The sequence below is a fragment of the Candidatus Methanarcanum hacksteinii genome (assembly GCF_964305265.1).
GTDB classification, from domain to species: domain Archaea; phylum Thermoplasmatota; class Thermoplasmata; order Methanomassiliicoccales; family Methanomethylophilaceae; genus Methanarcanum; species Methanarcanum hacksteinii.
In genome coordinates, this window is the sequence record NZ_CAYATA010000003.1 from 272,514 (window position 1) to 292,046 (window position 19,533).

Sequence of the window (19,533 nt, forward strand, 5' to 3'; positions counted from 1 at the left end):
ACGCGATTAGAAATACATATATCTGTGGCTTTTTATTCTGAACTCTATGCAGATTACGTGGTATGGTCACTCCTGTTTCTTAATCCAGAACGAACAAACGAAGATTATCATCGATCCATTCGATGAAAGATCCATTGGACTGAAGAGACCGGATGCTACTGCAGACATAGTACTCATGTCGCACGATCATTATGACCATAACGCATCGAATTCCATCGATGGTGCACATGAGGATCACATGGCACACAATGGAGGATTCAATTCACACGGCATCGATTTCCTAGGCCTCGATACGTACCACGACCACGAACTAGGTGCGAAAAGAGGCCATAACACCATGTGTCTCTTCAGATTGGATGGCATCTCGATATGTCATTGCGGTGACCTCGGATGCATACCATCGGAAGAAGTATTGAAAGAGATCGCAGGTGTCGATATATTGATGATACCGATCGGAGGATATTACACACTAGAACTCGATGAGGTCATGGAACTCATAGATATCGTCAACCCATCCGTCGTCATCCCCATGCACTATCGCATAGGAGGACTGAAGATAGATGAGATATCCGACTTGGATCCATTCATCAGATCGGTATCGAAAAGAACTATCGTCAATATCGGTAAGACCATAGACATCAACAAGGACGAAATGCCCGTTGATAAAGAGATTTGGGTATTCGATAACTGATGGATCAATCGTAGAGATCCAACGCTTCTTCCAATTTACCCATCTCGATGGGTGTTGTAAGATCCCCAACTAATGCTCCCCTTGAATTGGCAAGAACGCCAGGAGCTACGAATTTACAACCGTGGTTCAATGTCGTCTTAACGATATTGTCCACTTTCAAGACATCCTTTATGAGTGCGATGTCATCTTCTGTGGCATCTGGACAGACAGCAACGCCTTTGTTGGTGGCCCTGCAAACGGAACCTACGGTCACGATATCCGCAATGGTTCCACGGACACACTCCACACCAAGGGCATCCTCGATCTCTTTCATGGATGCATCATCGACCTCAGGGTTCACGATCGCGCCGTTGTCGTTGAGGAGTATGTTATTCCCTGCGGCATTGAGTTTATCGTTGAGAAGGGCCACAGGAGTCTTGGAACGGATTACCTCCAATTCCCTTTCTCCTGCAAGCCCCGATACGATTGCGCCGTTTGAATTCATCGCCACGAGTGAACCAACGACATAACTGTCGGCCACGGTGACTCTGATGCACTCGACGCCGAGTGCCTGTTCGATGTTGTTAACGAATTCGTTGACAGCATCATGAGCTACGAATGCGAGACTCTCGTTAGCTACAGCGAATACACCGATGTTCGGATTTCCATCATAGCTAGCGCGTCTCATCATTCGATCACTCTACATTCTCTTTTGTTTCTACGGGTACAACGAGTGAAACTTCGACAAGGCCGTCCTCGAATTTGACTGCCTTGACTGTTATTTTCCTTGGGGGGTTCTGAATTCCCCTCTCCCAAATCTTCTCGTTGAGTGATTTGTCGATCCAGATCTTCTCTACATCGGCTTTCATGTGCCTTGCGATGTTGTCCCTGATCTCCTTGATCGCACGTGCTGCTCTCTTGGTACGGGGTGCCATCTTCGTGGCTCTCATGGGGATTGTAATAATCCTCTCTACTTCCTCACTCATTATATCCCTCACTCTTTGATCTTACTCATGCGCCAGGACCTTCTCTTAGGGTGGCGGAGGAACTGCCTGTTCGTCTTGATCATAACCCAGGCGGGAACACGGCGGTTCTGGTTGACCAACTTGTTGAGCCTGGCTTTCATGGCTGGCGGTTTTGTTGATGACATGATTATCTCCTCTCGATTTTGATCTCCCTGTGTTGCGGGGCGACCTGTCTAAGGATGTCCCTCAGCATGGCGTCTGTAATGACTCCCTGGAGTCTGCCTGACTGGGCGAGCTGTATGAGCTGCATTTCGACCATGTCCGCCATCTGAGGATTCGCTACCCTCACATTGGCGAGTCTGTCCCTTGCTTCTGGAACGAGGATCTGCCTCAGAATCATCTGTTTCTGAAGCTCCATCTGTTGACGCTGGTTCTCCGCAGCCTGCTGCTGTGCTGCTGCCTGCTGCTGGTTCGCCTGCATCTCCGCAAGTCTTCTCTGTCTTAATGCTTCCAATTCAGGATCATCCATGCTGATACCTCCTCAGGCGTTCATCTCGTCATAAACCTCTTTGGCGGCGTTGTCAAGAAGAGACATTCCGCTGGGGCTGATAGCACGGCCCTTCTTGTCCTTTGAGACAAGGTAGCCAGCCTGCTCGAGCTGAATCATACATTTTCTAGCGATGTTACGGCTTCCCTTTACCGCTCTGTTGGGCATTGTGCCTTTGTCGCGATATCCACCGTATTCTGCTGCAAGTTTCGAAGATCCCATAGGACCTTTGACATAGAGCTTCCTCATAATGGAGGCGGACCTTGTGAACCACCAGTCCTCCTGCGAGGGAGCCTTCTCTGTGTGCACACCGGTCTTCACGAACTCAGCCCACTCAGGGGGCACGATCGCAGAGTTCTGCTTGAGCTTCTCTGCAACCTTGAGTATGAGTTTCTCGGCGGGAACATCATAGACGGTTACCATTTTGTTACCTCTTTTTCGATTTCTTCCGTAAGCCATGGCCATAGCCAAAGCTACGGTAAGTTTCGTTATATTGGTCAACTATATAACTATTTAGAATAAAGGAAAGGAAACGCCCATGGATCGATACGTTTGACGGAGGTGTGTCAATTGAAACGATTGCAAGACTCGAGATAAAACCTATGCCATAATTAATTAACTGCCACGATATCACCCAACCATGAGGTATGTAGTCGCTATCACCGGTGCATCTGGTTCGATCTACGGCATACGTTTGCTCGAGAACCTACCAGGCGAGAAGATACTTGTCATATCGGAGATGGCGAAGAAGATAATCCCTCATGAAACGGGGTACTCTGTAGAGGATGTCAAAGCGTTAGCGGATGTCACCTTCGAGGACGATGACCTCTTCGCCTCGATCTCGTCTGGCAGTTTCAAATTCGACGCTATGTTCGTAGCACCCTGCAGCGGGAGCACATTGGCCAAGATCCATGCAGGCATAGCAGATACGCTCATCACCAGAGCCGCTGCTGTGGCGATTAAGGAATCGAGAAGGTTGATAATCATACCCAGAGAGACGCCGAAGAGTGCGATATTCCTAAGGAATGAGTATGAGCTCTCAAGGATCGGAGTATGCATACTAGATGCGAATCCGGGATTCTATTCGAAACCTAGAACTATCGATGACATCATCGATTTCGTTGTCGGGAGATGTTTGGATCAGATCAGCATAGAACACGATCTCTACAAAAAATGGGAGTGATGTCTCGGATCCCTCCGAGACCTTGCACTCATTCAAGATATATTCCTGGTTTACCGGGAACAGCGACCTTCGACTTGTTCTGAGGATCGTATTTCTCCTCATCATCAGCACTGATCACTTCGACGTTGTATCCGACCTCATCCGAAATGAAATCCTTGGCCGATAAGAGATGTGCCAACTCATCCAATCCGCTCACTGCTTCGATCTTCTCCACAGGGAGCCTCATGTAATCCTGAGCGACCTTCCTGGCAAGATCGGAGACAGCCTTTCCCATCTTCCTGAGGTTCTCATCCGCCATACAGGCCTTCGTCAATGTCGGCACATCCAACTTACCCTCCTTATGGAGTTGAACAGCCTTCGAGAAGACATTGCGCTTCCATTCCATGGCCGTGTAGATAATTATCCTCTTCGGCTGCATACCGGTGACCTTAATGATCTCCAATATGTCTGATATGACATCCCTTATGAGATCCTCGGCATACTCCGCCGCTACTGAACGGATGTTGACATCAGCATCAGCGAGCTGAGCCTCCGAGACCATTCCTTCGAATCCAAACTCCTCCCAGAGTTCCTCTGCCACGTGAGGCGTCACAGGCATCATGACTGTGATCCATATCCTTGCGGCCTCTCTGATGGTCTCCTCATTCATACCGCCCCTTCTGACGTACCATTTAAAATCATTGAACATCTCGAAATATGCGATGGATGCCATCTGCCTGATGTCGAATGATTCCATAGCATCCTTTATCTCGGCGATATGGGAGTGGAATCTGGAAAGCAACCAGTCATCGATGGATGATCTTGCATCCCCTTTGATCTGCAGGAGATCGTCGATGAATTTCACTATTTTGTCCACTCTCTGTTTGTATGTGAATACGTTATCCTCATCCCATTCGACATCTATGAATGGTGATGCGGAGTGAGCATAGAACAACCTCATACCATCGATGCTGAATTTATCCACAGCACCAGGGATGGGCTGTGCACCGCCCTTTGACTTTGAGATCTTACCGGATGCGTTAGCAGGCGATTTCTTACCTGTGACGTACCAATTGACCATGATGCCCTTTGGACACATCTCCTCCGGAAGTATGGCGATGTGATTGAACAGGAATGCAGGGAAGTGAACGGTCATGTGCTCCTTTCCACCGAGGTTAAGGTCGAGAGGATACCAATATTCCACATCCTTCCTTATCCTATCAAGGAGTTCAACGGATATTCCCGTCTCGGATGATACGTCATTGATGTCGCCTTCCTTCAGATATACATAATCGAAGAATGCATCAGTCATCTGTTCCGGTCTTATCTGACCCTCATTGGCATACATTGACACGAGATAGTATATCGGATAGAGCGTAGAATCGGATATTGCCTCGATTATCCACTTCTCATCGAAGGGGAACTTGGTACCGAGCCAATTTCCGAGACGTACGCATGCCCTCTCTCTGAACCAATCGAGAACACCATGGATGTTGTTGTAATAATCCACGGGTTCGATGTGCATTCCTTTACAATGCTCATGTGTCTTCTCTGTGAGATTGGCATCCGCATAGTTGATGAACCACTGATCGTCGATACGTTTGATGTAGACCTTCTTACCGCATCTGCATATGACTTCCTCGGTGAGATCGTAGAATACATCGGCCTCGTTCGCATCGATCATTATCTCCTTCATCCTGTCCTTCGCCCTATCGACAGGCATGCCTACGACTTCTGTACAGATGGGTTTCATCTTACCCATGTGGTATCCATCCTTGTAGACCTGCTTCTTCGCCTCCACGAGTTTCGGATCACCAGGTGCGGTTATTCCAAGCTTATCTATGATCGTCTTAGCAGGGAATTCACCATATCCTTCGATATCGATGATCGATATCGGTACGACAGAGTCGATGAGTTCCTGTGTGAGTCCGTATTTGGAGATCATCTCAGGATCCTTCTTCACTGCTTCCAATGATATCCAATCATCTGGTGCATCGGACGGACATGATGTCACAAGACCGGTACCGACATTGGGGTCACAGAATGTAGCAGGGAATACAGGGATCTCCTTGTGGAGTGCAGGTGCGATGCACATCCATCCGATCATATCCTTTCCGGATATCCTGCCGATCTCCTCTATTCCATCCTTCTGGTATCCGATCTTCTCGAATGCCTGCGGCGAGATGATCCACGTCTCGTCCTTGTATCTCGCCTTGACGTATTCAACGTCGGGATTCACCCAGAAACAGACCTGACCGTAGATGGTCTCCGGCCTGAGCGTCGCAGCCACAAGATATTCATCACCATGCTTGAATTTGAGAAGGACATATTCCTGCGTCTCGGCATTTCCGCCCTTCGAGATATCTGTCTCCGAAGCATCCACTGCGACAGGCCCACATGATACGCACGATGGGGCGTAATACGGCTTTTGGATCAACAATCCTGCATCGTTGAGTTTCCTGAACTGCCATTGGATGAACTTTGAATAATCCGGATATAGTGTACATGTGAATCTCCTCCAATCGGCAAGGAATCCGAATCTCTTCCAATATTCATTCTGATATACGTCGTTGAAGAAATTCACGACGGACATAGGCTCTTCGAGCTCCGAGAACTTCTCCTCGGGACAACCGTTCTTGAGCATGTAATTGATCATGCCCTCATTGCGGTTCTTGATCTTGTTGGCAAGACTGATGGAACCATTCCCTGTTGCATGCGTACCTACGGGGAACAATACATTATACCCTGTCATACGCTTGTATCTTCCAATAGCGTCAGCATATGAGAATCCCCTCATATGGCCCACGTGAAGATAGCCTGTGACACCAGGATATGCAAATATCACCATGAATTTGGGTTTCTTCTCATCTCTATTCGCACGATTGAGACCGGCATCAGCCCATCTCTTCTGCCATTTAAGTTCCATCTTGCCGTAATCAGATATCATATGTACACCAGATACCGAATGGTTGAATGAACAATCCGATTATATAGGTTGCCTTATATTATATAAGTAAAATCTGAATGAGTGAAAACGCAGATCAGAATATCACCACACTACTATCGACTCGTTGTAATACAGATTATTACAATGTGATACATTTTTATACTAATAGTTTGATAGAGATTACGTAGCTTGAAGGGATATGCACTCGATACAAAGCTAAACACAGGTGACTTGAATGGACGAAGGGAAGATCATTTCTCTGAGAATGGGGACTGAAGAACTCCAGACGATGGACGACTATCTTCAGCAGCATCCAGAGATGGGGGGACGTTCCCTGTTCATAAGGTCAGCCATCCGTGCATACGTCGATAGGGATGCCGACGTAGCACAGACACACAAGAATGAGGTTGCAGTTCGCCTCGCGAATGCAGAGATCGATACGATCGATTCGATGGTAGAAGATGGGATCTACATCGATAGGTCGGATGCGATAAGATCGATGATACGCGAGAAGATCGTAAGCACACAGCTTACAACCGAACTTGCACAGAGCAAATTCACTGCAGCCTCATCACTGACAAGATAAAAGTATAGTACATCAAAAGGAGGATGGGACAGTAGACCTGTAAAGGTAGACTGCCTTCTTGGTGAAACGCCTTAATTGGCCGGAAGGGAGGATGGGACTTCGGGACCGAAAGGGACCGTTGCCTTCACCGGCCACTAATACACAAACGAAAGGAGGACGATGTAATGGATGGAAAGGATATGCGTACAGCAGTAATAGGCATTGGCGGAGCTGGTTGCAATGTGATCAGCGATGTTCATATCGACCATTCAATGGATGTCATTGCCATAACATCGGATGAAAAGAGATATGAGGCCCTCGATATCAAACAGAGGATCTTCATTCCAAAGGCACTTAGCACGACCAGGAACAATGTCGCCAACGATATCAAGAATGTTCTTTCCGGATATGACGTCGCTTACATCGTAGCTGGTATGGGTGGCGAGACGGGAACCGATTTCGCTCCGATCGTAGCATCGATCGCGAAGGATCTGGGCATCACCGTTCATTCGATATTGATCTCTCCTTTCGAGTTCGAATCCATGCGTGTCGCCATAGCAAAGGACGGTATCGCAACGATGAGGATGTTGTGCAGTTCGACTGTGGTCATAGAGAACGAGAGATCGTTGGAGAAGTATGGGGATCTCACACTGAACGAGATATTCTCCAGGATCAACCAGACCATTGTCAGTTATATCAACAAACAGCAGGATGTCAACATGAGGACATTCCATGATCGTCTCATCGACAATGAGAAGACCAGCATACGTACTACGATGGTTCAGAGAAGTCTCGCATCGTACTGACGATTATTTCTCCCCGATAGGGAGTTGCTTCTCCCTATCACACTTTCTCCTATCCCGCATCCTATTTAGATATATTAAATATAAAATAAAGGGGGCGGGAACCCCTTTTTATTGATTCTGTTTAAAACCGAGGTCGAATGCCTTGAGGTTCAGTTCGAGGAACTTCTGAGGAACATTCTCCGCAAGAGTTTCCCTAAGGACATTCATGTCAAGCGGGAATCCTTTCACACCTGCAACAGCACCGATCATCACTGCATTGGCAGCAACGGCTTTACCGGCTTCTATCGCAAGCGATGTCGCCTCCAATGTCCTCACATTCTGATTCTGCGATCTTGCGGATGCGATGAGTTCATCGATCTCAGGATAACTCTCCATTCCGGCCGCTACCATCGACGGATACACTGGATCGAGATTCATGATGACCACCGTATCCTTGTTACCCAATGAGAGATATCTGCAAGTCTCGACAGGTTCGAATCCCATTATCATGTCAGCATCGCCTTCAGCCTCCAAAGGACTGATGACATCGTCGCCGAATCTCAATGTACAAAGTACGCTTCCGCCCCTCTGGGCCATACCGTGGACCTCACTCATCGCCACCTTGTATCCTGATTTCATAGCAGCGTTACCAAGGACCATGGAAGCAAGTAATACTCCCTGACCTCCGACTCCAACGATCTGAATCGTGTACTTCATTGTTTCACCCCTATCGCATCTTTAGGACAGACATTCGAACACATACCGCAACCGATGCATTGAGTCTCATCTACAACGACCGTTCCATCCTTCTTGATCAATGCAGGACAAGCGATTGTTTTCAGACATGTCATACACTGTATGCATTTCGATTGGTCGACGATGCATACCTTGGGCACCAATTTCTTCTCTTTCTTGAGCTCGAGAGGACAAGGACATTTGGATATCACCACGGATACGCCATCGTAATCGATAGCTCTCTTCATGACATCCTCTACCTTCCTCACATCATACGAATCCACAGTCTCGACGAATTCGACACCGATCGATTTGACGACCGCTTCAATGTCGACCATATCCGTCTCCACCCCTCCGAAATGTCTTCCCGTACCAGGGTTCGGCTGATGTCCGGTCATGGCGGTCGTACGGTTATCAAGAATGACCATCGTGAACTTGTGGTCGTTGAATTTGGCTGATATCAATGAGGGTATTCCTGAATGGAAGAATGTCGAATCGCCAAGGAATGCGATCGATTTCTGATCCGTTGATTCAGAGAATCCTCCGGCAGCTCCTGCTCCTCCACCCATGCAGATGATGAAATCCGCCTCATTGAACGGAGGCTGTCCGCCGAGTGTGTAGCATCCTATATCAGAACAATAGATGACATCTTTCTTTCCAACAGCCCTCTTCGTAGCTGCGAACAATCCTCTGTGAGGGCATCCCGCACATAGCGTTGGTGGCCTTCCAGGGAGTTTGACGGTCGTCTTCTCCATGGCTTGAGGGAATTCGGTGATCTTCACGATATCCTTGAGTTTCCTCATGGTATCCGGTGAGAACTCCCATTCTCTCGGGAGCGTTCCATCCCTCTTACCGTATACGCGTACCGACAGACCGTTCTGAGCGATGATCCTGTATACCTGATCCTCAAGGAACGGATCGAGTTCCTCGACAACTATGATGCTCTTCTTACCTCTGATGAAATCAGCGATCCTCTTCTCAGGAAGAGGGTTCGTGAATCCAATCTTCAGTATGTCCGCACCATCTGTGAATTCCTTCACATAGGTGTATGATACCCCGGATGTGATTATGCCGACTTCGGAGCTTCCATCCCCTACGATGAAATTCAACTCGGATGATTCTGAGAGCTCCTGAGCCTTCTTGTTCTTATCGAGAAGGATGATCCTGTTCACCCTCGAGTTCGCAGGAATGTTCACGTATCTCTTGAAATCTTTATCGAAATGTCCTACGGCGGGCTTATCGATTGGTTTCTTGAATTCTACTACACCACGTGCGTGATTGACTCTGGTCGTGGTCCTGAATATGACAGGTAATTTCAGTTCCTCGGAGATCTCATACGCTAAGGGCAGCATCTCCTTGGCCTCTTCAGGCGTCGATGGTTCCAACATCGGCAACAGCGACAGATGCGAATAGTAACGATTGTCCTGCTCGTTCTGAGAGCTGTGACACGATGGGTCATCGGCAGTCATGACGAGCATACCGCCATTGACGCCGGCATAGGCCAATGTCATCAAAGGATCGGCTGCGACATTCAATCCCACGTGCTTCATGAATGCGAAAGAACGCACACCTGCCGTAGCAGCGGCTGCGGAGACTTCCAATGCAATCTTCTCATTCGAGGAGAACTCGAAATAGATCCCTGCTTTCTCACCCATCTTCTCCAGATTGTTACCGACTTCCGAAGAAGGCGTACCTGGGTAGGTCGAAGCGTACTTCACACCTGATTCGATCAATCCTCTGACAATTGCCTCATTTCCAAGTAACAACTGTCTTCCACTGTCTGATAATAAATCGACCATCTGACTGCCCCTACACGACACAGGATATATCCTGCACTTATAATGTGTGCGTTAGTGTGGTGACAGAAGAATACACAATCAATAAAAATAACCTCAGCATTCCCATTGAACGTGCAGGGGTAGTCAAGCTTGGCTAACGGCGCAGGACTTAGGATCCTGTCCCTAGCGGTTCCTGGGTTCGAATCCCAGCCCCGGCACCATAAAGCCATCAATGATGATGTCCACAGGTACAACCTGTATGATCCTTCTCTTCGTGATGGTCCTTACCGCAAGAACACTCATGATCATGATGATGTTCGTGATCGTGGTGATGCTCATGGTCGTGATGGTGCCCACATGAACACTCATGCTCATCCAGACAGAAATCCACCCCGGAATCCTCTATGGCGTGAAGCATCACATGTTCCAATTCTCCGGCATCGACATCCGTCACAGCCACCATGAAATCGAAGTCCACCTTCTGCTTCGGCATGAGGGAACCATGGCAAAGGACACCTTCGTCAAGATCGGTGAGGTTGAGCGTTATACCCTTTCCCTCGAACATTATGGCCATCTTGATGTGTCCGAGGAACATGCCTGATTCTTCATCAACCCAATGTCCGACCTTCATCATCATATCGATGAGTCTTGCTTCAGCATCCGCATTGAAACCATGGATGTGCCCGGAAAATCCTGCTGCCGACCCATTTGCTTCTTCGATCGATGTCGTCATTCTCTCAACTCCGAAAATACCTTGTCTAGATTCTCGCCGGTAGTGGCCACGACAGGGATCACCTCTATGCCCGGTATCTCTTTGTTCATCCATTGGATGGCCTCTTCCTTCACGTCATCCGGTGTGAGATCCATCTTGTTCATGACCAATATATCTGAATCCATCAATTGTTTCTTGTAGAAATCCTTCTTCTTTTCTACGAACAGCTTGAATCTTGGACCATCGAATATGCCGATTATCTGTATGAACTCCTCACCATAATCGATCAATTCGATGGCTTCCCTGACCTTACCTGGGAACGCAATCCCTGTAGGTTCTATTATCAGGATGTCGGGTGCGATCTCCGACTTTATCTTCATCAGGGATTCGTGCATGGTCCCGACCATGGAACAGCAGATGCATCCGTTAGGAAGTTCGACTGCGTTGTATCCTTGTGAGTTGATCGTGGCTCCATCGACACCGATGTCGCCTGCCTCATTGACGAGTATGGACACTTTCTTCCCTTTATTGATGAACATATCTGCCATCTTCATGAGAAGTGTCGTCTTCCCGCTCCCTAAGAATCCTCCCAGGATGTAGATCTTCATACGACCTATATCTGCAGATGGGTATTAACGCATTACTCAATCAATTCCGAAAGATCGTGTATCCTGTGGTCACAAACACACTCGATCGCATCCCCGCGGTCGATGTGTATGGCATCCACGCCTGCGTTGATGGCGCATAGCATATCATTGGGAGAATCGCCTATGAAACATGCGTTGCGTCTAGGTATGTCATATTTGCCCATTATGAGGTCGATACAATAAGGCGATGGTTTCTGTTCGACCATCCTCTCGTAACCTACAATCTGATCGAAGTGATCGGTGATACCGAATCTATCGAGTGTCTGCCGTATCCTATACTCCGTCTTACCGGATGCGATACAGAGGATCTTGCCCCTATCGTACAATTCTTCTATGACATGCATCGACTCCGAAAAGAATGATGTGGATTCCACCATGTCCTTTTCGGATTCCATTATGAACGCTGTGACGAACTCTCTGAGTTTACATGTGCAATCTGAGAATCTTCCAAATGTCTGATTCAATGATTCCCTCATATATTCGGAACATTTCCTCTCATCGAATGGGAATCCCGCGACCTCGAAGGCTTTCCTGTAACATCCGATAGATGGCTTCAGAGAATCCACCAACGTCATATCGAAATCGAAAATATACAGTTCGTAATCCTTCATCGGATGCCGTATGTGATGGATGATTTAACTGTGATGGTAAGACAAGGGGCAACGCCCCTTGGATTCATTCCTTTGGTAATTCGAACGTTGCGTTCAATTCGCCGGTCATCTTTCCCCAATATGCAACGGTAGTGATCTCGGCTTTCAAAGTGGTGATATTCTCTTCCCTCTCGTATGTGGAAGATTTATCGCCATCAGGACCTACCCACCATCCGCTGACGGTGATCGTTCCGACGACATTCAATGTGAAAATGATGTAACCATCATCCCACAATACTATCGAATCCCCGTTGAGGTGCTCCTTGCCTTGGTATGTACATTTCAGTCCATCGCCGAGACTCAGTTTCAAGACTGTTGGAAATTCCATAGATACGTTCTTCTCATCATCGCAACACTCTTTCTCTGCAGATGTGTAGATAGCTATGCCGGCGATGATGATCAAGGCGACAACGCCTATTGTTATGATGGTACTCTTCATAATTCATCCTCCACGATATACCATGGCAAATGTAAAGAGAATCTCTGAATACTAGACGTCTTCCCATGCCAGAATGTTGATGGAGGGGATTTTACCCCGTCATCACATTCTCTTTTTCCAATTCATCAAGGATCTTCTTCCTCAATGCTGTAAATTCAGGATCCGTACGGTTCCTGGGCCTTGGCCACGGAACATCGATTATCTCCTTGATCTCCGCAGGCCTTTTCGTGAGAACAACGACCCTGTCCGAAAGGAATACTGCCTCTTCAACAGAGTGAGTGATGAATATTATGGTCTGGTCCGTCTTCTCCAAGATCTTGACCAATTCCATCTGCATGATGTTCCTGGTCTGTGCATCAAGTGCACCAAAAGGCTCGTCCATCAATATCACATCAGGATTGTTCACGAATGCCCTTGCGATACCTACGCGCTGTTTCATCCCTCCAGAAAGTTCGTGGATCCTTGCATCCATGAAATTCTCAAGACCTACAAGTTTGAGGTACTTCTCCGCCCTCTCTCTCCTCTCTGCCTTAGGGACTCCTGCAACCTCCATTCCGAATTCTACATTCTTTCTCACGGACCTCCATGGAAAGAGCGCAAAATCCTGGAATACCATGCCTCTGTCAGCACCTGGTTCAGTGAATACTTTACCGTTGGAAGATACTGTACCGCTCGTAGGTTTTTCCAATCCTGCGATGCATCTGAGCAGTGTGGTCTTACCGCATCCAGATGGGCCGACTACGGATATGAGTTCACCCTTCTTGATGTCAAGGCTGAAGTCCTTTATTGCAACAACTTCCTTATCATCGGTTTTGAAAGTCTTACTGAGGTGATCGATTACGATATCTCCGACCTCATCGGAGTGATTGTGTTGTTTCTTATTGAACCTGATCTCGTTCATTCGATCCCCATCCTTTTAGCTATGGCTTTGTGTGCATATTCTGCCAAACTTGTTGTAAGAAGACCGAGAACCGCGATGATGATTATCGCAGAATATGCCCCGGGCCAGTTACCTGCACTTGCCTGTTCCTGAAGATAGAACCCTATTCCTCCAAGAGGGGTCGCATACAACTCAGCTGCAACGATACACATCCATCCGATACCAAGACCGACCTTCAGTCCGTTCATTATGTATGGTACAGATGACGGCAATACGACCTTTCTGAACAATTGTAAAGGATTTGCACCCATCGTCCTTGCGGCATCCAACAGCATAGGATCCAACTTCTGAACACCGAAAATCGTGTTTGTTAACATCGGGAAGAATATTCCCACGAACACCACCAATGATGGACCGATCTGATATCCGAAGGACAGAATGAATATCGGGGCCCAAGCGATAGGTGCTATCGGCCTCAATACCTCGATTATCGGATTGAGGAACTCCCTCAGTGGTTTGATGAATCCTAAAAACAATCCCAAGGGAACAGCAATTACAACAGCAAGAGCCAATCCCTTAAGAAATGTACCGAAACTTTTCGACAGATATGTCGATAAAGATGCCCCCGTAAGGGGGTCTCCATCATTCAGCAACGATATGAATGCATCCCATGTCTCAATCGGTGTTGGTAATGCAGTCATGTTGGCCATGATTGCAACGAACCACCAAACGATCACGAACGTGGTCAAGGATGCCGCTGCTATAATTGCAGATCTTGCGAATCTGTGATATTTGTTATGCTCATCGTATTTGAATGACAGAGACATTGCTATCACTTTATGCCGTAACCAAACTACCGTTCATAACCGTTATGGTTATAGGTGGAGCACCTAAAAGCCCGAGGTCTGCTTCCCCTGCCTGAAGTGCTGTTGCGACAGCAGGGCCGTTGTCCTGGCTACTGATAACGATATCGATTCCATATTTGTCGAAGATACCGATGTCAACTCCATAGTGAATGGCTATCTGGTGTATATCTCCTGCTATCACAGAGAGTTTGATCTTTACTTTCGAACCATCGTCCTTGTAGTCCTTCTCCATCGCTTTCTTCATGTACGTTCCATCGACGAATTTCTTTGCAAAATCATCGGCTGATTCGAAACCGAGGTCTGAATAACTCTTCTTTATTGAACCGAGTTCTTTAAGATCGACAGCGAGAGTCGCTATGTCCTTTCTCAAATCCACAAGAGGGTCATTCGCATTTTCATCGTGTGCTCCGAATTTAACAATGTTGAGTGCATTTTCGATGACTTTAATCTTCGTCTCGGTCGATGTTCCGCTGGGCATACTGACTTTATTAGTTGCGACCTCTACCAACTTTTTATAGTCTTCAGATGTAGGATCTTCGATTGCTTTGACCATCTTGTCAAGAATCTCCAAGTATGCTACGAGGAACTTAACTGTTGAATCACTATTGGACTCCATGAACGATGTGTTTCCAGCTATTACGCAACACGTGTGTCCAGGGAAGATGTTGTTCGTAATCTCAAGACCAACACATTTATTCTCCAATGCAAGCGAATATTGTGCTTCCCATATTATCGCACCAGTGATTGGCAATGGCTGTGCACCTGTCGTCTTCTCTTTGTATGCTGCAAATGACTTCACCGCATCGAAATAAACAGTATCCTTGCTCATTGAAGATCCGATCGCATATGCTTTGAACTTAAGGCCCATGACATTCTCTACAAGTGTCTGTAACTGAACATGCTGGATTGTTGACGTACCAGGAGTTCCGAATAACTTTCCGCCCCAGTTCTCTGCCTTGAACACTATGAATTTGTCACCAACTTCAATGTATTTCTCGCCAGAAGTCGGCTTAACATCGACAATCTCGATGTAGTCTGATGCTTTCTCGCCTTCCTTAAGGTAGATTCCAGAACCGTCGGTGTTAATCCTTCCGACGACGTTGATATAATTCTTAGAGGACTGCTCTTTCTCTCCGTTGTTCATCGCGATGACTGCTGCCATTCCTGCGACTACAAGGATCGCGACCACAATGATCGCGTACATAGCTTTTTTGTCCATGATTTCACCTTGAAACTTCGATGAATTTTCCTAGGATATAAAACCGCCGATTTTATCACACAAGTATACTGATAATACAATTGTGATAAAATTTAACGTTGTTTTCCAAATGATGACATCAAAAAAATACAATTATGTCAATAGAAAAGAACAACGTCACAATTATGGCAAGGGTAATATGAATTGCGTGACAATACCTGACATGGCCATTGGTCGTGTCCGATGACCTTCGGACGCTAGCCAACATCCATCATAACATCTTGTCATATATACTCTACATTTATAACCACATAATCTCTCTTCAATCCATGGCCATGACGAACGACCATTCCATATCCGAATTCATCGAAACTACGGATGGATGCAGGATCATCAGAAAAGCACCCACTCCATCCGTTACCAAGGATGATATCCTTAGATTCAGAAAGCTATGCGAGGACAATCTATGCGGGAATTACCGCACATCATGGACGTGTCCGCCATACTGCGGCACGATGGACGAGTGTATGGATAAGATCAATTCTTACAGATATGCGGATATCCTTGTGCGTGATTTCCAAGGGTATGATATAGAGAACGAGAAAGAGATGGAAGAGATGATGGATTCCTTCCGCTCTGAATGCAGGAACATCAAATGCAAATTGATTGAAAAAGGTGCAGACGTACTAGCATTGGCAGACGGACCGTGCAGATACTGTGGCGAGAACTGTTCTGTGAAGATCGATAAGGAGTGTCCATTCCCCGATAAACAACTGCCATCGGTCAGCGGATATGGCGTGGATATGGAGAGATACATAAGATCGTTAGGCGAATCGTTCGGATTCTCCAAAGATAGAATCACGCTCTACGGAATATTCTTATTCAAATGATAAGTAGGAGCGGATATGACGTGCTCGAAGGTGTATTATACCGATTTCCACCACGGAGTGGAAGATAATTTCATAGAGAAATTCGAAAGATTCCTTAGAAAAGCTGGTATCGAGGAACTCGATTACGATAGGAAATTCACTGCGATAAAGATCCATTTCGGCGAGTACGGAAACATGGTCTACCTCAGACCGGGATATGCGAGGACGGTCGCATCCATCGTGAAGGAACATGGAGGCATGCCGTTCGCTGTGGATTGCAACACATTGTACGCAGGAAGAAGGAAGAATGCGCTTGAACACCTTGATACAGCCGCGATCAATGGATTCAACTCCCTATCACTTGGATGCAATGTCATAATCGGTGATGGGTTGAAAGGGGACGATGATGTCGAGATCCCCATAGATGGGGAATTCGTCAAGAATGCGAAGATCGGCCGTGCCATCGCGGATGCGGATATCATCATAACGATCAATCATTTCAAATGCCACGAGATGGCGGGCATAGGGGGCGCGTTAAAGAACCTTGCAATGGGATGCGCATCCAGAAGAGGTAAGATGGAACAGCATGCCAATGGGAAGGTGCAGGTCGAACAGGACAAATGCATCGGATGCAAGAAATGCACGAAGATGTGTGCCGCCGAAGCCATCTCTGTTGAAGACAAGAAGGCATCCGTCGATGAGAGTAAGTGTATGGGCTGCGGATTGTGCATCGCATCATGTCATTATGATGCGATAGATGCTGTCTACGGAAGTTTGGATGAGATGTGCAAAAAGATGGCGGAGTATGCTAAAGCCTCCATATTGGGGAAACCTAGTTTCCATATCAACATAATCGCAGACGTATCATCTAGTTGCGATTGTCGCCCCAACTGTCAACAACCGATAGTCCCCAACGTAGGGATATTGGCCTCGTTCGACCCTGTTGCGTTGGACGTGGCAAGTTCGGATTTCGTCAACGAACAGATCGTCATACCAGGATCCAAAGCGGATAAGGAAGGGCCTGACGACATATTCACGAGAACGAATCCGGGCACCAATTGGAAGGTTGCCACAGAACATGCCGAGAAGATCGGTATGGGCGTTTCCAAATACGAATTGATAAAGATATGAATGATCCAGGGGAATCCCCTGGATCTGTTTTTCTTCTCAGAATTCCCTTTTGAGGAACAATATCCAAGCTATCACAGATGATGCCAATCCCCATGTAAGCATGACCGCTGCTTCCTTGAAGAGATTGGGATACGCTATCGGTGATGCGAACATAGACATCATACTGATGAATTTTTGAACGAATGGTGCATAGCTCTGCGTCTCCGGATCCGTCGAGTTCAATATCGTTTCATAGATCTTCTGCAGAGCGTAGTACATCTCATCGATGGTCGCATTGTGTGCATCGACATACTCCGGGATACAAGTGAGGATACTCTCGGATGCCGTGGTGAGCATATACCATGTATCTCCCTTGATCATCGTCGTTATGATCGGTATGACGACCATCAGCGCCAAGATGGAGAATATGATGCATATGCTGGACCTCTTCATCACCGCACTGAATATGAACGATATCCCTGTCGCTGCGACGATGTAGCAGCAACACATACCGAACGATTCCACCAGATTGAGCGGTATCGTCTGGTGATAGATCAATGTCATAGCGACGACGCCAATATAGTATGCCAACAGCAACAATGCCGACAACAGGAACGAGGCGAGGAACTTCCCTATGAATATCGTCGTCTTCTTGACCGGTCTGGTGAATAGGATCAATGCAGTACGTTCCTCATATTCGGATACGAGCGCGACAGAACCTATGAGACCAACGACCAACACAACGAACATGTTAGCATACGACAGATACGATGACAGCATATCCTCTAATGTGAGAACATCCCATCCTTTGCCCGTTAGGAACGGTACCAATGTTATCAGAGCCCATACGATGGCTACCAATATGGCTGATGCCAGGAACCTCTTTCCCCTGACGCTTTTCACAATCTCGTTCTTAGCGATGATCGCAGATTGTCTGAAGTCATCCAATTCAACATACATGCGTGCCATCATCTCGACTCCTTGATCAATTTGAGATAGGTCTCTTCCAATGCGGAGCTCTCATACATACTGTACACGCCTGCATTCATCCTTGAGAGGTCATCGAACAGTCTTTGCCTTGTATCCATGTCCTCGTTGATCACGACCTGTATGTCATTACCGAAACGTTCTGCATCATGGACGTATTCCAATGAACCTATCCTCGATATCAGATCGTCAGTCGGAATGTCCTTTGTCTGTACGATCATCGTCCTCGCACCTGAGATCGATGTGAATTTGCTGATATCACCATCCATGAGGAGGTTGCCATGATTGATCATCGCGATACGATCACAAAGATCCTGCACCTCAGGAAGTATGTGCGAACTCATGACTATGGTCAGATCCTTGGATTCGTTCCTCAGGTTCTTGAGGATCTCCCTCATCTCAGCCATACCCCTCGGATCGAGACCTGATGTGGGTTCATCCAATATTATGATACGGGGGTCGTTCATCAATGACTGTCCGATGGCGATCCTTTGCCTCATACCTTTGGAGAATGTTCCCAATTTCTTGTCTCCCCATTCGGTCATCTTCACTTTCTCAAGGATTTGCTCTGTCTGATCCTTTATCCTCTCTTTCCTCATGCCTATGAGCTCTCCGACATACCTCATCGTCTCTCTCGGAGTGAGATATCCATAGAATTCAGGAGTCTCGATAACCGTGCCGACCCTTGATAGGGCCTTCTTGGGATCCACGGTGACATCTACGCCATCCAGGTATGCGCTACCTGACGTAGCATTTATCAGATGTGTGAGTATCTTCAACGTCGTACTCTTACCAGCCCCATTGGGGCCTAGCAGACCCGTGAAGCTATTCTTCTTTATCTTGAGATTCAAGTTGTTCAGCGCAACGAATTCCCCGTATTCCTTGCGTAGATTCTCTATCTCGATCGGCCATTCATCGGACATGATTCATCTCCATCTCGTGATTTTGATACAGTATATATTTACTTACATTCAAACTTGCTCAATCCAATATCTGGCGATGATGCGCGAATATGAGAACA

At 47.0% G+C, this 19,533-nt stretch carries 23 protein-coding genes and 1 tRNA gene; 7 read left to right on the forward strand and 17 right to left on the reverse strand.

What is annotated here, in order from left to right:
• The first annotated feature begins 46 nt into the window (after positions 1-46).
• Complete coding sequence (locus ACI2NF_RS06170; RefSeq protein ID WP_400211227.1) at positions 47-691, forward strand: MBL fold metallo-hydrolase; 645 nt, start codon at positions 47-49, stop codon at positions 689-691.
• A 4-nt stretch (positions 692-695) separates the two neighbouring features.
• On the opposite strand, the gene ACI2NF_RS06175 is transcribed toward ACI2NF_RS06170, so the two are convergent.
• From ACI2NF_RS06175 to ACI2NF_RS06195, 5 genes are read right to left on the reverse strand one after another with little or no spacing between them, the layout of a single operon-like run.
• The gene (locus ACI2NF_RS06175) at positions 696-1,361 is read right to left on the reverse strand and encodes a translation initiation factor IF-6 (protein WP_400148940.1); all 666 of its coding nucleotides are present in this window, start codon (positions 1,359-1,361) and stop codon (positions 696-698) included.
• Between the two features lie 4 nt (positions 1,362-1,365).
• Complete coding sequence (locus ACI2NF_RS06180; protein ID WP_400146567.1) at positions 1,366-1,656, reverse strand: 50S ribosomal protein L31e; 291 nt, start codon at positions 1,654-1,656, stop codon at positions 1,366-1,368.
• 8 nt (positions 1,657-1,664) lie between these two features.
• Positions 1,665-1,820, reverse strand: a complete 156-nt coding sequence (locus tag ACI2NF_RS06185) for a 50S ribosomal protein L39e (RefSeq protein ID WP_177971545.1) — start codon at positions 1,818-1,820, stop codon at positions 1,665-1,667.
• A 2-nt stretch (positions 1,821-1,822) separates the two neighbouring features.
• Positions 1,823-2,164: a DNA-binding protein gene (locus ACI2NF_RS06190; protein WP_177971546.1), complete on the reverse strand. Its 342-nt coding sequence runs from the start codon at positions 2,162-2,164 to the stop codon at positions 1,823-1,825.
• Between the two features lie 12 nt (positions 2,165-2,176).
• Positions 2,177-2,605, reverse strand: coding sequence for a 30S ribosomal protein S19e (locus ACI2NF_RS06195; protein WP_400211289.1), 429 nt, complete (start codon positions 2,603-2,605; stop codon positions 2,177-2,179).
• A 217-nt stretch (positions 2,606-2,822) separates the two neighbouring features.
• Here ACI2NF_RS06195 and ACI2NF_RS06200 point away from each other — a divergent pair, with 217 nt between their 5' ends.
• Complete coding sequence (locus ACI2NF_RS06200; protein ID WP_400146570.1) at positions 2,823-3,365, forward strand: UbiX family flavin prenyltransferase; 543 nt, start codon at positions 2,823-2,825, stop codon at positions 3,363-3,365.
• A 28-nt stretch (positions 3,366-3,393) separates the two neighbouring features.
• On the opposite strand, the gene leuS is transcribed toward ACI2NF_RS06200, so the two are convergent.
• On the reverse strand, positions 3,394-6,291 hold the full coding sequence (gene leuS, locus ACI2NF_RS06205) for a leucine--tRNA ligase (protein ID WP_400211228.1): 2,898 nt from the start codon (positions 6,289-6,291) through the stop codon (positions 3,394-3,396).
• Positions 6,292-6,526: 235 nt separating this feature from the next.
• Between leuS and ACI2NF_RS06210 the strand changes: the two genes are divergently transcribed.
• The gene (locus ACI2NF_RS06210) at positions 6,527-6,877 is read left to right on the forward strand and encodes a ribbon-helix-helix domain-containing protein (RefSeq protein WP_177971549.1); all 351 of its coding nucleotides are present in this window, start codon (positions 6,527-6,529) and stop codon (positions 6,875-6,877) included.
• Between the two features lie 164 nt (positions 6,878-7,041).
• Positions 7,042-7,662 carry a hypothetical protein gene (locus ACI2NF_RS06215; protein WP_400147355.1) on the forward strand — a complete coding sequence of 207 codons (621 nt, stop codon included), beginning with the start codon at positions 7,042-7,044 and terminating at the stop codon, positions 7,660-7,662.
• 108 nt (positions 7,663-7,770) lie between these two features.
• Here the strand turns inward: ACI2NF_RS06215 and iorB are convergent, their stop codons facing one another.
• Positions 7,771-8,358: an indolepyruvate ferredoxin oxidoreductase subunit beta gene (iorB, locus tag ACI2NF_RS06220; RefSeq protein WP_177971551.1), complete on the reverse strand. Its 588-nt coding sequence runs from the start codon at positions 8,356-8,358 to the stop codon at positions 7,771-7,773.
• Positions 8,355-10,175 carry an indolepyruvate ferredoxin oxidoreductase subunit alpha gene (gene iorA, locus ACI2NF_RS06225; protein ID WP_400147359.1) on the reverse strand — a complete coding sequence of 607 codons (1,821 nt, stop codon included), beginning with the start codon at positions 10,173-10,175 and terminating at the stop codon, positions 8,355-8,357. The genes iorB and iorA overlap by 4 nt, the downstream gene beginning before the upstream one ends.
• 113 nt (positions 10,176-10,288) lie before the next feature.
• Here iorA and ACI2NF_RS06230 point away from each other — a divergent pair.
• Positions 10,289-10,375: transfer RNA gene (locus tag ACI2NF_RS06230), tRNA-Leu, on the forward strand.
• 8 nt (positions 10,376-10,383) lie between these two features.
• Here ACI2NF_RS06230 and ACI2NF_RS06235 read toward each other — a convergent pair.
• The 7 genes from ACI2NF_RS06235 to ACI2NF_RS06265 form a co-directional block, all read right to left on the reverse strand.
• Positions 10,384-10,887, reverse strand: a complete 504-nt coding sequence (locus ACI2NF_RS06235; protein ID WP_177971707.1) for a hydrogenase nickel incorporation protein HypA — start codon at positions 10,885-10,887, stop codon at positions 10,384-10,386.
• On the reverse strand, positions 10,884-11,474 hold the full coding sequence (locus ACI2NF_RS06240) for a GTP-binding protein (RefSeq protein WP_400147362.1): 591 nt from the start codon (positions 11,472-11,474) through the stop codon (positions 10,884-10,886). Before ACI2NF_RS06240 ends, ACI2NF_RS06235 begins: the two co-directional genes overlap by 4 nt.
• Before the next feature lie 32 nt (positions 11,475-11,506).
• Positions 11,507-12,124: an HAD family hydrolase gene (locus tag ACI2NF_RS06245; RefSeq protein WP_400147365.1), complete on the reverse strand. Its 618-nt coding sequence runs from the start codon at positions 12,122-12,124 to the stop codon at positions 11,507-11,509.
• A gap of 64 nt (positions 12,125-12,188) precedes the next feature.
• Positions 12,189-12,602 carry a hypothetical protein gene (locus ACI2NF_RS06250; protein ID WP_400211229.1) on the reverse strand — a complete coding sequence of 138 codons (414 nt, stop codon included), beginning with the start codon at positions 12,600-12,602 and terminating at the stop codon, positions 12,189-12,191.
• Positions 12,603-12,693: 91 nt separating this feature from the next.
• A complete protein-coding gene (locus ACI2NF_RS06255; RefSeq protein WP_400147370.1) occupies positions 12,694-13,503 on the reverse strand; it encodes an ABC transporter ATP-binding protein in 810 nt (269 codons plus the stop codon).
• Complete coding sequence (locus tag ACI2NF_RS06260; protein ID WP_400147373.1) at positions 13,500-14,309, reverse strand: ABC transporter permease; 810 nt, start codon at positions 14,307-14,309, stop codon at positions 13,500-13,502. The genes ACI2NF_RS06255 and ACI2NF_RS06260 overlap by 4 nt, the downstream gene beginning before the upstream one ends.
• A gap of 10 nt (positions 14,310-14,319) precedes the next feature.
• Positions 14,320-15,567 carry a hypothetical protein gene (locus ACI2NF_RS06265; protein ID WP_400211230.1) on the reverse strand — a complete coding sequence of 416 codons (1,248 nt, stop codon included), beginning with the start codon at positions 15,565-15,567 and terminating at the stop codon, positions 14,320-14,322.
• A 308-nt stretch (positions 15,568-15,875) separates the two neighbouring features.
• Between ACI2NF_RS06265 and ACI2NF_RS06270 the strand changes: the two genes are divergently transcribed.
• Together ACI2NF_RS06270 and ACI2NF_RS06275 are read left to right on the forward strand one after the other, a co-directional pair.
• On the forward strand, positions 15,876-16,436 hold the full coding sequence (locus ACI2NF_RS06270; protein ID WP_400209971.1) for a DUF2284 domain-containing protein: 561 nt from the start codon (positions 15,876-15,878) through the stop codon (positions 16,434-16,436).
• Positions 16,437-16,451: 15 nt separating this feature from the next.
• The gene (locus tag ACI2NF_RS06275) at positions 16,452-17,546 is read left to right on the forward strand and encodes a DUF362 domain-containing protein (protein WP_400211231.1); all 1,095 of its coding nucleotides are present in this window, start codon (positions 16,452-16,454) and stop codon (positions 17,544-17,546) included.
• A gap of 36 nt (positions 17,547-17,582) precedes the next feature.
• Here the strand turns inward: ACI2NF_RS06275 and ACI2NF_RS06280 are convergent, their stop codons facing one another.
• Positions 17,583-18,497: an ABC transporter permease gene (locus ACI2NF_RS06280; protein ID WP_400201946.1), complete on the reverse strand. Its 915-nt coding sequence runs from the start codon at positions 18,495-18,497 to the stop codon at positions 17,583-17,585.
• Positions 18,494-19,435, reverse strand: a complete 942-nt coding sequence (locus ACI2NF_RS06285; protein ID WP_400147384.1) for an ABC transporter ATP-binding protein — start codon at positions 19,433-19,435, stop codon at positions 18,494-18,496. The genes ACI2NF_RS06280 and ACI2NF_RS06285 overlap by 4 nt, the downstream gene beginning before the upstream one ends.
• Between the last annotated feature and the right edge of the window lie 98 nt (positions 19,436-19,533).